The organism is Aeromicrobium sp. Root236 (assembly GCF_001428805.1).
Lineage (GTDB): Bacteria > Actinomycetota > Actinomycetes > Propionibacteriales > Nocardioidaceae > Aeromicrobium.
The window spans coordinates 1,130,819-1,145,673 of record NZ_LMIS01000001.1; the positions used below are offsets into that span (position 1 = coordinate 1,130,819).

Genomic DNA, 14,855 nt, shown 5'->3' on the forward strand with positions numbered 1-14,855 from the left:
AAGGACTACTTCGACACACTCACTCCGACCGCGCTGGACCACTTGGCCACCACCCGCGCATTGCCGTTGAAACGCACCTGCACCTTGCGCGTACCGGTCGCCGTGAACACCGGCAGGTGCACCCGGGCCTGGCCCGACACCAGCGTCACGAGTGCCACACGGCGACCGTCGACGTACACCCCGACAGTGCCGGTCGGCGACTGTCCCTGTGCCGCGGTCACGGTCACGTTGGCGTACAACCGGGTGGTCCTGAGGCGGGCACGCGTCGATGACAGGCGGAGCGCCACCGTGGCCTGAGCCTTGGGCACGGCCTTGGCGACCGAGAGCCCGGAGAAGTCCGGGTAGCCCTCCGTGTGGGACGTCGACCGTACGGTCAGCGTCCGACCCAGGTCGACCGCCGCCAGCTCGTACGACCTGGAGGTGGCACCCGCGATCGCCGTCCCGTCACGCAGCCACTGGTACGTCACGGAGTCCGGGTGACCGTTCCACCGGCCCGGCGTGAACGAGACCGTGCTGCCGATCGTCGAGCCGCCCACCAGCGACGGGTGACCGACCGGAGCGGGAATGCCGGCCAGGTTGAGGATGCCGGCGCCGCACACGTTGCGCTCCGCCCCGGTCGTGGGGTCGTGCGAGATGCAGGTGTAGTAGCTGTCGAACTCCGGCGGCTTGAGCGCGGCCTTCTTCAGCACCTGGGCGACCTGGTCGTTCGTGAAGTGGCCGAGCGACAGCACCAACGCCGCGGCAGCGGACACGGCCGGCGCCGCCATCGAGGTGCCCGAGTTCTGCCCGTACGTCGACCGGACCGGACCGGCCGTCCCGGCATCGACGGTCGACCAGATGCCCTCGTTCGGTCCGACCTCGCCGCCCTGCGCCATGATGCCGATCGTGCGCCCGGCATTCGTGTACGACGTGGGGCTGCCGTCGACGTCCGTGGCACCCACCGACAGCACGCCCTGGCAGTTGGCCGGAGTCCGGTTCAACAGCGACATGCTCTGGTTGCCGGCCGACACGACGACGAGCGATCCGCGCGAGCGGGCCTCGTCGATGACGTCCTGGTAGGCCGCCGGGCACTTCAGGTCCGCGACGCTGCTCGACAGCGAGACGTTGATGACGGCGGCCGGTGTCTTGTTGCGCGGGACGCCGGGGACGTACCCACCGGACGCCCAACGGATGCCGGCGATGATGTCCGACATCGTGGCCCCGCACTGCCCCACGACGCGTACGGGCTGGATGGCCACACCCGGAGCGATGCCCGAGATGCCGATCGTGTTGTTGCGCAGCGCGGCCACGATGCCGGCCACGTGGGTGCCGTGCCAGGTGCTGGCGTGGGCGGCGCAGTACGTCCCGTTGGAGGCGTTCCCCGGATCTGCTGCATTGGAGTCCCGGCCGTTGCCGTCCTTGGAGTTGCGGGTGTCGGCGATCAGGTCGTAGCCCGGAACGGTCTGCTTCGCCAGGTCCGGGTGCGAGACGATGCCGCCGTCGACCAGTGCGACGACGACCGACTTGCTGCCCTTCGTGGCGTCCCACATGGTCGGGGCATCCATGCTGAAGTCCGGCTTCGCAGGCGGGTCCTCGCCGGAGTCCGACGACACGGGCGCCGGCGTCCACAGGTTGGTCTGGCGGTAGAAGTACGTGTCGTTCGGCGAGACCGAGTCGCTCGTCGCGACGAGGTCCGGGCTGACGTGCGCGACGCCGGGCAGGAGGTTCAGCACCTTGCTCAGCAGCCGTACGGTCGACGCCGGGACGGCGCGGTCGAGGCGCAGCGACACCGCTGAGTCGCCCATCGGGGTCTGTGCGACGACGTCGCGCCCCAGCAGCACCGAGATCCGGCGCAGCACTCCTGCCGGGAGCAAGCCGTCGGTCGACACGATCACGCCGGTGGCGTCACCTGCCCGCCAGGCCGGCGCAGATGGCGCTGCCTTGGTGCCGGCTTCGGCGACGGACGGCAGCGCCAGACAACAGGCAACCAACGCCAAGGAGAGAACCCAACGCCTCATGCCGACCCTTCGCTAGCGTCCGCTCCCGGACGTCAGCGTACGGCAGGTGTGCCGAAACCGTGGAATCTCAGCGCAGAATCAGGCTCCGAGCTCGATCGACGCACCCGGAATCGCGTCCAGGAGCTTGCGCGTGTAGTCCTTCTGCGGGTTGTCGAAGACCTCCGACACCTTCGCCGCCTCCACGACCTTGCCGTCCTGCATCACGATCACGTTGTCGGCGATCTGCCGCACGACCGCGAGGTCGTGCGTGATGAACAGGTAGCTCAGGCCGAGCTCAGCCTGCAGGTCATTGAGCAGCTCCAGGATCTGAGCCTGCACCAGGACGTCGAGGGCCGAGACCGCCTCGTCGCAGATCACGACCTCCGGCTCGAGCGCCAGGGCCCGGGCGATCGCCACGCGCTGCCGCTGGCCACCGGACAGCTCGCCTGGGTAGCGCGACATCACCGTCGTCGGCAGCGAGACCTTGTCGAGCAGGTCGCGCACGCGCGCCTCGCGCTCCTTCTTGGTGCCCACCTTGTGGGTGTGAAGGGGCTCCTCGATCGACTGGTAGATCGAGTAGAGCGGGTCGAGCGAGGCGTACGGGTTCTGGAACACCGGCTGCATCTGACGACGCAGCTTGAGGCGCTCGGCCTTGGAGTTGAGCTCGCGCATGTCACGGCCGTCGAACAGCACCCGGCCGGACGAGGGCGGCAGCAGGTCGAGGACCATGCGGGCCACGGTCGACTTGCCCGAACCCGACTCGCCGACGATGGCCGTGGTGGTGCCACGGCGCAAGGTGAACGAGACGTCGTCGACCGCGGCGAAGTCGACCTTCTGCCACGGCTTCGCTCCACGCAGCTTGAAGATCTTGGTGAGGTTCTCCACCACGATGATGTCGTTGCGACCCTCGCCGAACTCCGACGCACTGTGCGCGACCTCTTCGGCGATCTCCGCCGCGGTCTGCACGGCCTGCTCACGCACCTCGGCCCTCGCCCGTACGGACGACAGCCGCTGGGACGCCAGTGACGGCGCCTTGGACACGAGACGCTTCGTGTAGGGGTGCTCGGGGTTCTGCAGGATGTCGCGAGCAGGACCCGACTCGACGATCCGGCCGCGGTACATCACGACGAGGTGATCGGCACGCTCAGCGGCGAGGCCGAGGTCGTGCGTGATCAGCATGACCGCGACACCGAGCGTGTCGGTCAGCTGGTCGAGGTGGTCGAGGATCTGCTTCTGCACCGTCACGTCGAGCGCCGAGGTGGGTTCGTCGGCGATCAGCAGCTTGGGGCGGGCCGCGAGACCCATGGCGATCAGCGCGCGCTGGCGCATGCCGCCGGAGAACTCATGGGGATACTGGCGAGCCCGACGCTCGGCGTCCGGCAGACCGGCCTCCTCGAGCAGCTCGACGACGCGCTTGTCGGCCTCTGCGCCTCTGGCGACACCGTTGGCGACGAGGGCCTCCTTGATCTGGAAGCCCACCTTCCACAACGGGTTGAGGTTGGACATCGGGTCCTGCGGCACGAGGCCGATCTCCGACCCACGCAACGCGAGGATCTTGCTGCGCGAGGAGCGGCTGATGTCGTTGCCCTCGAACTGGATCTCGCCGCCGAGGACCTTGCCGCTGCCGGGCAGGAGCCCGATGACCGCGTGCGCGAGGGTCGACTTGCCGGATCCGGACTCGCCCACGATCGCGATGGTCTGGCCGGGATAGATCGTGAGGTTGGCCTGGTCGACGGCCGTGAGGACCTGCTTGCCGGCGGTGAAGCCGACACTGAGGTTCTCGACCTTGAGCAGAGGCTCGGTGCCGTTCACTTCTTCCTCGCCTTCGGGTCGAGTGCTTCTCGGACGGCCTCACCCAGGAGGATGAAGCCGAGGACGGTGAGCGCGAGCGCGGCCGCCGGGACGTACATGACCCTCAGGTGCTGGCCCGAACGGACCTGCGACTGGGCGGCCGAGAGGTCGTTGCCCCACGACGCCATGGTGCTGGGGAATCCCAGGCCGAGGAACGACAGCGACGTCTCGGCCACGATGAACACACCGAGCGAGATCGTGGCCGTCACGATGACGGGCGCCAGGGCGTTGGGGACGATGTGGCGCCACAGGTTCTTCATCCTGGACGCGCCGATCGCCGTGGCGGCGTCGACGAACTCGAGGTTCTTGGTCTCCAGCACCGCCCCTCGCATCTGGCGAGTGATCTGCGGCCAGGCGAACAGCGACAGGGCGAGCACGACCACGAGGACCGAGAGCCAGAAACCGCGATCCGGCCACCGGTTGTTGAGCACCGAGACCGTGACGATGGAGGCCAGCAGCAGCGGGATCGAGAAGAAGATGTCGCTCAGGCGCGAGATGATCGTGTCGGCGAACTTGCCGTAGTAGCCGGCGACTGCGCCGGTCACCACGCCGAGGAGCGTCGTGAGGATCGTCGTGAAGAATCCCACTGCGACGGAGGCGCGAGCGCCGTAGACCGTACGGGACCAGACGTCGTAGCCCTGCTGGGTGTATCCGAAAGGATGCCCCTTGGATGCCGGCTCGAAGCTCTTGCTCAGGTCGTTCGTGCTGGGCTTGACGTCGGTGAAGAGCGTCGGGAAGAAGATCATGGCTGCGATGACACCGAGGATCACGATCGACAGCCAGAACAGGATCGAGGTGCGCAGCCGCTTCCACGCCTCCTTCCACTGGCTCTCTGGGACGGCGTCCACGTCGACGGCGTCGATCTCCCGCAACGGGGTCTCGTCGCTCGGGGCGACGAAGCGTTCCTGGCCCGGGTGTGTCCCCGGCTGGGTCTCATACATAGCGGATCCTCGGGTCGAGTACGGCGTAGATCAGGTCGACCACCAGGCTCATCAGCACGTAGACCATGACCATGAAGGTCACGATGGCGACGACCGTGGCGGTCTCACCCTTCTGAATCGCGATGTAGGCGGCGTTGCCGATGCCGGGAACGTTGAAGATGGTTTCCGTGATGACGGCACCGGCCATGAGCGAGCCGAGGTTGATGCCGATGTAGGTGACGACGGGGACCAACGAGTTGCGCAGCACGTGGTTGCGCACCACGGCGCGGTTGGAGAGGCCCTTGGCGCGTGCGGTTCGTACGTGGTCGGCGCTGAGGTTCTCGGCGACCGAGGTGCGCGTGAGGCGGATCGTGTAGGCGAAGTTGGCGATCGCCAGCACGATGGCCGGCAATATCAGGTCGGTCACCGTCCAGTCGCCGCCCACCGTGGGCGATGTCCACCCGAGCTTGACGCCGAAGATCAGCTGCATGACGAAGCCGAGGACGAAGATCGGGATCGAGATCAGCAGCAGCGAGATGACCAGGGCGGTCGAGTCGAAGATGCCGTTGCGGTTGAGTCCGGCGATCGTGCCGATCGTGATGCCGAGGATCGCATCGATGCCAAGGGCCATGAATGCGAGCGTCACGGTGACCGGGAACGTCTCCTTGATCAGGTCCATGACGGGCTGGCCCGAGAAGGTGTCGCCGAAGTTGAGGGTCAGCGCGCCCTTGATGAAGTAGAACATCTGGGAGTACCACGGATCGTCGAGGTGGTACTGCGCTGCGATCGCGTCGCGCACTTCCTGCGACACCGGTTTGTTGCCGGCGAGGTTGAGTACGGGATCGCCCTGTCGCAGCTGCAACAGGAGGAAGAGGATGGCCACGGCGCCGATGAACACCGGGATGGTTTGCAGCAACCGTTTGGCGACGTACCACCACATGGTTGATCTCCTGAAGGTCGTGGAAGCGTGGACCCACGCGGTCCGGCTTCACGGTACTCCGAAAGCGCAACAACCGGGGGTGAGGCCAGATCGAGCTGGCCAAGGACTAGGCGGACGGAACGGAGGCAGCCCAGCGGGCCGCCTCCGTCCGTCACACCGGCGGTACTACTTCGTCAGTGCGTAGTAGTCCGGCTTCTGCTTCCAGTTGAACTTGAACCCCTTGAGGTCCTTCGCCGTCACTGCGGTGGCGTTCTGGTACCACAGCGGGATGGCCGGCAGGTCCTTCAGGAGGATGGCCTGCGCCTCGCCGATCAGCTTGTAGCGAGCGTCGCCCTCAGCAGCGGAGGCTTCGGAGATCAGCTTGTCGAAGTCCTTGTTGCTGTAGTCGCCGTCGTTGGAGCCGGCGCCCGTGGCGTAGATCGGTCCGAGGTAGTTGAGCATGGACGGGTAGTCCGCCTGCCAACCGGTACGGAACGCGGTCTTGATGGTGCGGTCGGTGACGTCCTTGCGGAGCTCGTCGAACGTCGCGTAGACCTTGGGCTCAGCGTCGATCCCCAGCGTGTTCTTGAGCTGGTTGGTCATCGCCTCGGTGAACTCCTTGTTGCCTGCACCGTCGTTGTTGTAGGCGACGACGAACTTGCCGTCCCACTTCGCGATCTTGTCGGCCTGGGCCCACTTGGCCTTGGCGTCCTCGGCGTTGAACTTCAGCACCTCGTTGCCGTCGACCTTGTCGGTCCAGCCGTCGAGCACCGGCGACGTGAAGTCGCTGGCAGGCGTACGCGCGTTGTTGAAGATCTTCTCGGTGATCTCGGGGCGGTTGATGGCCTCGGAGATCGCCGCGCGACGCAGGTCGCCCTCGTCGTCGTTGCCGAAGTGCTTGAGGCGCTCCGGGATCGTGAGCGAGGAGAAGCTCGAGCCGGGCTCGTTGTAGGCCGTGACCTTGTCGTCCTTCTCGAACGTGGTCAGCGCGCTCGGCGGGACCTGGTCGAGGACGTCGAGGTTGCCCGACTGGACGTCGGTGTAGGCCGCATCCGTGCCGCCGCCGGCGTAGAACTTGAAGATCAGGCCGCCGTTCTTCGGCTTGTGGACGCCCTGGTAGTCCGGGTTCGGCTCAAGCGAGATCTGCTTGTTGCGCTCCCAGCCCGACTTCGTGAGCTTGTAGGGGCCGTTGCCGATCGGGTGCTCGCCGAACTCCTTGGTGATCTTGCCCGAGGAGTCGTAGGCCGAGTCCGGGACCGGGAAGTAGGCCGAGTAGCCGAGACGCAGCGGGAAGTCCGACTCCGCCGACTTCAGCGTGATCGTGAACTTCTTGTCGTCGATGACCTTCAGGCCCGAGACCTCTTTGGCGCCCTTGACCGTGTTACCGATGTCGTCGGTGCCCTCGATCGGGTAGAAGAAGTAGTTGTTGAGCTGCTTGTTGTCCGGGTTGGCGCCGTAGTTCCACGCCTTGACGAACGAGTTGGCCGTGACGGCCGAGCCGTCGGTGAACTTCTGGCCGTCCTTGAGCGTGACGGTCCAGACCTTCTTGGAGTCGTCGGGCTCGATGGACTTGGCAACCTCGTTGGTCACCGAGCCGTCGGTGTTGTAGGCCACCAGACCGGAGAAGAGGTTGTCGATCGGATCGCCACCGCCGACCTCGTTGGTTGCGGTCGGGATCAGCGGGTTCTGGGGGTTGGTGCCGTAGACCGTGATGACGGACTTGCTGCCACCGCCGCCGCCCTCGCTCTTGTCGTCGCTGCCGCCGCCACAAGCCGCCAGGGTAAGGCTGCCGGCCGCGATCAACGCCACACCCGCAAGGCGGGTACGCCGAGAGAGTCGCATGGATTCCTCCTGTGATTGTCTGGTGCACGCTGGCGCGCGCCCCCTATGACTATCACTGCGACCCGCTCACGGGACAGCATTGCAGGGCTGCTTAATCAAAGTGTTACCAAAAGGTAGAGGCGCGCAGGCGCTGCGAAGTCAATAGTCCTGGAGGCTCAACCTCGCTGGTTCTCACGGGTCAGACGCTTGTATCACATGCTGGTACGTGGAAGAACGCCGACGGCCGGCTCACCTGGGTGAGCCGGCCGTGGGGGTGAGCTGATCTGCAGGTCAGCCCTTGCGCTTCTTGATCTCCTCGGTGGCCTGCGGGAGGACCGTCTTGAGGTCACCCACGACGCCGAAGTCGACGAGCTCGAAGATCGGCGCCTCGTCGTCCTTGTTGACCGCGACGATCGTCTTGGACGTCTGCATGCCGGCGCGGTGCTGGATCGCACCGGAGATGCCGTTGGCGACGTAGAGCTGCGGCGACACGGTCTTGCCGGTCTGGCCGACCTGGAACGAGTGCGGGTACCAGCCTGAGTCGACTGCCGCGCGGCTCGCGCCCACGGCCGCGCCGAGCGAGTCGGCGAACGCCTCGACCTCGGAGAAGTCTCCGCCGGTGCCACGGCCACCCGACACGACGATCGCGGCCTCGGTCAGCTCGGGGCGACCCGACGCCTCCTTGGGCTTCGACGAGGTGATCTTGGCGGTCTTGGCGGCGTCGGAGATGTCAGCGGTGACCGCCTCGACAGCACCAGCGGCCGGGGCGGCCTCGGGAGCGGTCGAGTTGGGCTTGACCGTGATGACCGGCGCACCCTTGGTGACGTTGGACTTCACGGTGAAGTTGCCGGCGAACACGGACTGCGTCGTGGTGACGGTGCCACCGTCGGCCTGCACGTCGACCGCGTCGCTGATCCAGCCCGACTCGGTCTTGAGCGCCACCCGGGCGCTGATCTCCTTGCCCTCGGTCGAGGCGCCGACAAGCACCGCGGCCGGGGACTTGTCGGCGACGAGCTGCGCGAGCGCCTCGGCCTTGGGGCCGACGAGGAACTCGTCGTAGGCGGCGTCGTCGTACGTGTAGATCTTCTCGGCGCCGTACTCCTTGAGCGTGTCGTTGTCGGCGCTGCCGAACACGACCGCCGACGGCTCGCCGATGCGGCGGGCGATCGTCAGCAGCTCGAGGGAGGGCTTGGTGACCTTGCCGTCAGGGGCGTCGATCAGAACGAGTACTTCAGTCATGTGTCAGTGCCCTTCTCAGACGAACTTCTTGGAGGCGAGGAACTCGACGAGCTTGGCGCCGCCGTCTCCCTCGTCCGTGACGATCTCGCCGGCCGTGCGCGGCGGGCGGGGCTCGAACGACTCGACCTTGGTCCAGGCGTTGTCGAGGCCGACCGAGCCGGCGTCGAGGCCGAGGTCGGCGAGCGTCCACTCCTGGACGTCCTTCTTCTTGGCGGCCATGATGCCCTTGAACGACGGGTAGCGGGCCTCACCGGACTGGTCGGTCACGCTGACGACGACCTTGCCGGATGCCTCGATCTCCTGCGTGGCGACGTCGCCGTCGCGGCGGATCTTGACGGTGTCACCGTCGACGGTGACCTCCGAGGCGTACGTGACGGCGGGGAGGCCGAGACGCTCGGCGACGAGGGTCGGGACGACACCCAGTCCGCCGTCGGTCGACGCCATGCCGAAGAACACCAGGTCGTAGTCGAGCTTCTTGATGGCCTCGGCCAGCACGAGCGACGTCGCGAACGCGTCCGAGCCGTGGATCGCGTCGTCCTGCACGTGGACGCCGGCGTCGGCACCCATCTGCAGGGCCTTGCGCACCGCGTCGGAGGCCTGCTCGGGGCCCACCGTCAGGACGGTGACCTCACCCTCGCCGGCCTCGACGACCTGGAGCGCCTGCTCGACCGCGTACTCGTCGAGCTCGGACAGCAAACCATCGACACCGACACGGTCGACGGTGTTATCGGCGCTGAAGGTCCGGTCTGCCGTGGCATCCGGTACGTACTTCACAGCGACAACGATTTTGGTCACGAGGACCCTCCTGTGAATCTGGGACGCAACGACCGAACGGCCGTCACGGCAGTCTCTGGACTGTGCAAGAGCCACCATCCCACGCCGTCGGCGCTGAAGTGAGGCGGCCCTTCGTCATCTGAATGTTACCTAGAGGTAGCAATGGGGGCGACACGTGACGGGCATGGGTTAGGTCACATCGAGCGGGGTCAGTCGTCGTCGATCCGTGACCTCAGGTAGGACTGCGCGAACATCCCGACGAGCACGTAGATCATCGATCCACCGCCCCACGCGACGACGGCTTCCTTCATCTCGGCATTGGTGCCGGAGAACGTGAACACGTCGCCCAGGGGCCCGACGAGGGTGTCGCACAGCGAGGAGAGGGTGTCGTACGCGCTGTTGCTGTCCGTCGTGCCGAGGGCAGCCATGAACGCACCGATCGCCAGGACGAGCGAGCAGGCGAGGCCCAGTGCGCCGACGGCCACCGCCAGGACGGCGACGGCGTTGCGGCCGGTGGAGGTGGCGCCCGGATCGCGGTCGGCCGCGTTCTTGCGGCGGCGGTCCATGAACGAGACCTTGGGCTCACGCGGCGCCTCGACGAAGCGGTCGGCCTTCTTCTCCGCGCGGTGTGCGGCCTTGGCGCTTCGGGCGGCGGCCTTGGACTCCTCGCGCTCGCGGCGGGCAGCCTCCTTGGCCTGCTGGCGCTCCAGACGCTCGGCCTCGCGAGCCTCGGCCGCGACACGGGCGGCGATCTGCTTCTCGTCCTCGACCGGCTCCTCGACCGCGACCGGTTCGACGACCTCGACCGGCTCCTCGACTTCGTCTGGTTCGACGACTTCGTCGACCTGTTCCGGCGCGTCCTCGGTGGGCTCGGCCGACTCCTCGACGGTGGTCTGGTCGGTCTCCTCAGCCGGCTCGCTCTCGGCGGTCGCCTCGGTCTCCTCAGCCGGCTCAGGCTCAGCAGCCTGCTCGGCCACGACAGCCGCGGCGGTGACCTCGGCAGCCTCACGCTCCCGGCGGGCGGCCTCCTCGGCAGCCTCACGCTCCCGGCGGGCGGTCTCCTCAGCAGCCTTGCGCTCCTGGCGGGCGGCCTCGTCGCGGGCCGCCTCGTCGCGGGCCTGTTGCTCGGCCAGCTCGGCAGCCTCGCGCTCGCGGCGCTGCGCCTCCTTCGCCTCCGCACGCTCGCGGATCGCGGTGTCCTTGGCCTCCTGGCGCTCACGGCGGAGGGCGTCCTTGGCCTCCTGGCGCTCGCGACGAGCGGCCTCCTTGGCGTCGGCGCGCGCCTGCCGGGCCGCCCTCTTCGCCTCGGAGCGTTCGCGACGCTCGGTGAGCCGCGCCTCCCTGGCGTCGGTCTTCGGGTCGGCGATCGCTGCGGCGTCCGTGACTTCGGACGACTGCTCGAGCTCCGCGATCTCGGACTCGGTGTCCACCGCGGCCTCGTCGGGGGTCTCGACGTCCGTCTCGACCGCCTCGACGTCGGCGTCCTGCAGCGGGGTGACCGGCACCTCGAGGTCGGCCTCCACCGGGGGTTCGGTGACCTCGGGTGCTTCCATCTCGGCCGTACGCGTGTCGACCCGCTCAGCAGCCTTCGCAGCCACTGCCTCCGTGCGTGCCTGGATCTTGGCGGCGGCCGCCTTCTCACGTTCCTCATTGCGCTGCTGTCGGGCCGCGTGCTTGGCCTCGAGCCGCGCCTGCTTGGCGCGCTTGCGCTCGAGCTTGGCATCCGCACGCGCCTGGCGAGAAGCCGACTTGGCCTCGTCGCGCTCGCGGCGGGCGGCCAGCTTGGCCTCCTCTGCCGCTGCCTGGGCCCTCTCCTGCTCGAGGCGTGCCTGCTCCTCGGCCTCGCGCTTCTCGCGCTCGGCGGCGAGGCGCTGTCGCTCGGCCTCCAGCCGCTGGGTCAGTCCTATCGTGGCCGCGGTGGGAGCGACGGGCTGCGGCTCCGGCTCGACCGCGGGCTCGGGCGCCTCGACCCCGGGGTCCTGCGTGCGGGCGCTCTCGTCGGCGGCCGCCTGCTCGCGGGCGGCCGCGGCCTGCTGCTCCGCCTGCTCGCGCTCTTCCAGCTCACGCTTCTCGGCAAGCTCACGCTCAGCCTGCTCGCGCGCTTCCTGCTCGCGCTTCTCGGCAAGCTCGCGCTCAGCCTGCTCCCGCTCTTCCTGCTCCCGCTGCTCGGCAAGCTCGCGCTCAGCCTGCTCGCGCTCTTCCTGCTCCCGCTGCTCGGCCTGCTCGCGCTCTTCGCGCTCAGCCTTCTCACGTTCGCGCTGCTCAGCCTGCTCACGTACGCGTTGCTCAGCCTCCTCGCGCTCGCGCTGCTTGGCCTCTTCGCGCTCCTCGCGCTCACGCTGCTTGGCCAGCTCACGCTCGTCGTGCTCGCGCCGCTTGGCCTCCTCGCGCTCCGCGCGCTCGCGACGCTTCGCCTCGAGCTTGGCCTGGACGGCTTCCTCGTGCTCACGGCGACGAGCGGCCTTGGCCTCCTCGCGTTCCCGGCGACGGGCGGCCTTGAGCTCGCGCCGGCTGGGCTCGGCCGCAGGCTCTGGAGCAGAGATCTCGGGCGTTGGCACGTCCTCGATCAGCTCGGCGCGATCGACCGCCTGGGGCAGGTCGAAGGTCGCCGACACCCCGGACGTGCTGGGTGCGACCTCGTCGGGCGCGTCACCGTCCTCGAGATCGGCGACGATCGAACCGGCGGTCAGAACCTCACTTGCGTCGGACGACCCTTTTTTTGATCTTGGGGGCGACCTGCCCGGAGTCGTCACTCACCTCCTCGGGCGAATGATCATCGGTGTCAGCGTCGTCCGGTGCCTCATCGACGTACTCGTCGACCAAGGGCTCAGGCGTCGTCAACGGCGTTGAAGCTGACGAGTGGTTGGCCATCACGATGTGTTCCTGCGCCACCCGCTCGGCCTCGGCCTCGGCGGCGGCGACCCACTCCAACGCGGTGCGCTCGGCCTCCTGCAGCTTCTCCTCGGCTGCGGAGCGTGCGGCGGCCACGGCCTGGCTCAAGCGCTCCTGTGCGTCGCGCTTGGACTGGACCGTGACGCGCTCGGCCTCGGCCTGCGCGGCGGCGACGCGCTCGCGAGCGTCCTGCTCGGACTTCTCGGCGAGGCGCCGGGCCTCGGCCTGTGCCTGGGCAATGCGCTCGGCGGCGTCCTTCTCGGCCTGGGCGATCTTGCGCTCGGCGTCGAGACGGGCGGCCTCGACGTCCTCGGCCAGCTTGCGCTCGGCCTTCTCGCGCGCCTCGCCTGCCAACCGTGCGGCCTCGTTGGCCTCGGCAGCGACCCGCTCGGCCTCGGCCTGGGCGGCCCGGATCTTCTCGGCAGCCACCCGCTCGGCCTCGGCGAGCTTGGCGGCAGCCTCGGCGCGTTCGGCCTCGGCCTCCTTGGCCAGCTTGTCGGCCTCTTCGTTGGCGCGCTCGACGAGAGCCTTGGCCTCGTCACGCTCGCGAGCGAGCTCGGCGGCAGCCTCGGCGTGTCGCTGCGCGGCTTCGGCGGCGAGACGATCGGCCTGCACCTTGGCGGCGACCAGCTTCTCCTCGGCGGCACGCTCGGCATCGGACACGCGTACGGCGATGGCGACCCGCTCGGCCGCCGTCTCCTGTGCGAACTTCTCGGCCTCGGCCTTGGCGGCCGCGACATGGGCACCGGCGGACTCCTCGGCCTCGCGGACCGTGCGCTCGGCCTCGGCCTTGACCTCGGCGAGGCGGGCGTCGGCCTCCTCGCGCTCCTTGGCGAGCTGCGCGAGCGCGGCTTCACGATCGGCCGCAGCCTGCTGGGCGACCTTCTCAGCCTCGGCCTGGGCGGCGGCGACGTGGCTGGCGGACGTACGGTCCGCCTCGGCGACGATCCGCTCGGCCTCGGCCTTGACCTCGGCGAGGCGAGCGTCGGCCGCCTCGCGCTCCTTGGCGAGCTGCGTCAGGGCTGCCTCGCGATCGGCTGCTGCCTGCGCGGCCACGTTCTCGGCCTCGGCCCGGGCGGCCTCGATGCGGCGCTGGGCATCCTGCTCGGCGGCCTGGAGACGACGGTTGGCGGCTTCTTCGGCCGCCTTCTCGGACTCGGCGAGACGCCGCTCGGCGACGCGCTTGGCCTCGGCTTCGGCTTCCTCCGCCAGGCGAAGCGCCTCGGCGTTGGCCTGCTGGATGCGCTGCTGAGCCTGGCGCTCGGCTTCAGCCTTGGCGGCGGCCACGCGTTCGTCGGCCGCCTTCTGGAGCTCGGCGATCTTGGCGGCAGCGGCGGCGCGCTCACGCTCGATCTCGGCGGTGACGCGGTCGGCCTCCTGCTGAGCAGCGCTGACCCGCTCAGCGGCAGCCTGCTCGGCGGCCTTGAGCTTCTGGGCCGCGATCTCGCGCTGGGCCGCCTCGTCGGACTGCAGCCGCGCGGAGACCTCGGCACGCTCACGCGCCGCCTCCTCCATCAGGCGGGCAGCCTCGGCGCGCGCCTGGGCGACGCGCTGCTGCGCGGCAGCGCTCGCGGCGGCGAGCTTCTCGGCGAACGTCGCCTGGGTGGCGACCGGTTCGGGTGCCTCGCGCGGAGCCTCCACGGGCGCCTCGCGCGGGGTTTCCACGGGAGCGGGCGCCTGCTCGGCCACGGGAGCCGGCTCAGGGCGGGCTTCCTCGACCGGTGCGGCCGGCGCTTCGTTCTCGATCGTCTCGACGACGGGCTCCTCGACGACCTGGGGCTGCTCCGGCTGCGGGGCAGGCGCCTCCTCGCCCGAGAGCTCTCCTGCGGTCTGCGCTCCCCCGAGGCGGGAGAACGGCGAACCGTGCGACGTGTCCTCGGAGGGCGCCTCGGCCTGAACGGGCTCCGGCTCCGGGGCGGCCTGCTCGACGGGCTGCTCGGCGGGCGCGGGGGCCTCGTTCACGGCTTCGAACGTCGCGGTGCGCTCCGCCTCGGACTCGACCTGGTCGGGCGGGGTCGACACCGCCTGGCGAGCGGCGTCGAGCTTCTCGGCGAGGGTCTTCTCCTGCGGTGTCTCGTCGGCTGCCGGATCGTCACGTCGTACGGAGTGGCGCTTGGAGGCGGCGAACGCCTTGGCGGCGGCGCGCTCGGCCTTGCGCTTCTCGGCGGCGGCCTGACGGGCAGCGCGGGCGGCGGCCCTGCGGGCGCGCGGGCTGTCGTCTCCGTCGTCCTCGGCGGCGGAGCCTTCGTCGATGCTCGCGGCGGCCTGCGAGAGGACGTCGTCGGGGCTGGGTCGGTGAGCTGAGTCGTCCTTGCTCACGCCGGCATCACGGCTCGGCGCGGGAGCGTTGTCCGCATCCTCGCTCGCGAGCATGTCGGCTGCGACCTGCAACGGGTCGGCGCGCCGACGCTCGACCGGCTGGTTGGACTCTGAGTCGGACATGACTCCCTTTCATCTACACCG

9 protein-coding genes are annotated in these 14,855 nt (G+C 68.9%); all 9 read right to left on the bottom strand.

The genetic code is table 11. The annotated features are described in order from the left end of the window. Positions 1 to 5: 5 nt before the first annotated feature. A complete protein-coding gene (locus ASE12_RS05700) occupies positions 6 to 1,997 on the bottom strand; it encodes a S8 family serine peptidase (protein WP_157412821.1) in 1,992 nt (663 codons plus the stop codon). A 78-nt stretch (positions 1,998 to 2,075) separates the two neighbouring features. Continuing rightward, positions 2,076 to 3,788, bottom strand: a complete 1,713-nt coding sequence (locus tag ASE12_RS05705) for an ABC transporter ATP-binding protein (protein WP_056398071.1) — start codon at positions 3,786 to 3,788, stop codon at positions 2,076 to 2,078. After that, positions 3,785 to 4,768: an ABC transporter permease gene (locus tag ASE12_RS05710; protein WP_056398074.1), complete on the bottom strand. Its 984-nt coding sequence runs from the start codon at positions 4,766 to 4,768 to the stop codon at positions 3,785 to 3,787. Before ASE12_RS05710 ends, ASE12_RS05705 begins: the two co-directional genes overlap by 4 nt. Then, a complete protein-coding gene (locus tag ASE12_RS05715) occupies positions 4,761 to 5,687 on the bottom strand; it encodes an ABC transporter permease (protein ID WP_056398076.1) in 927 nt (308 codons plus the stop codon). The genes ASE12_RS05710 and ASE12_RS05715 overlap by 8 nt, the downstream gene beginning before the upstream one ends. 165 nt (positions 5,688 to 5,852) lie before the next feature. Then, positions 5,853 to 7,508: an ABC transporter substrate-binding protein gene (locus ASE12_RS05720; protein WP_056398081.1), complete on the bottom strand. Its 1,656-nt coding sequence runs from the start codon at positions 7,506 to 7,508 to the stop codon at positions 5,853 to 5,855. A 270-nt stretch (positions 7,509 to 7,778) separates the two neighbouring features. Further along, a complete protein-coding gene (locus ASE12_RS05725) occupies positions 7,779 to 8,726 on the bottom strand; it encodes an electron transfer flavoprotein subunit alpha/FixB family protein (RefSeq protein ID WP_056398084.1) in 948 nt (315 codons plus the stop codon). Positions 8,727 to 8,741: 15 nt separating this feature from the next. Next, the gene (locus ASE12_RS05730) at positions 8,742 to 9,521 is read right to left on the bottom strand and encodes an electron transfer flavoprotein subunit beta/FixA family protein (protein WP_056207879.1); all 780 of its coding nucleotides are present in this window, start codon (positions 9,519 to 9,521) and stop codon (positions 8,742 to 8,744) included. Between the two features lie 188 nt (positions 9,522 to 9,709). After that, complete coding sequence (locus tag ASE12_RS19990) at positions 9,710 to 12,253, bottom strand: hypothetical protein (protein ID WP_157412822.1); 2,544 nt, start codon at positions 12,251 to 12,253, stop codon at positions 9,710 to 9,712. Further along, positions 12,195 to 14,834 carry a hypothetical protein gene (locus tag ASE12_RS05740; RefSeq protein WP_056398090.1) on the bottom strand — a complete coding sequence of 880 codons (2,640 nt, stop codon included), beginning with the start codon at positions 14,832 to 14,834 and terminating at the stop codon, positions 12,195 to 12,197. The genes ASE12_RS19990 and ASE12_RS05740 overlap by 59 nt, the downstream gene beginning before the upstream one ends. Positions 14,835 to 14,855: the final 21 nt, after the last annotated feature.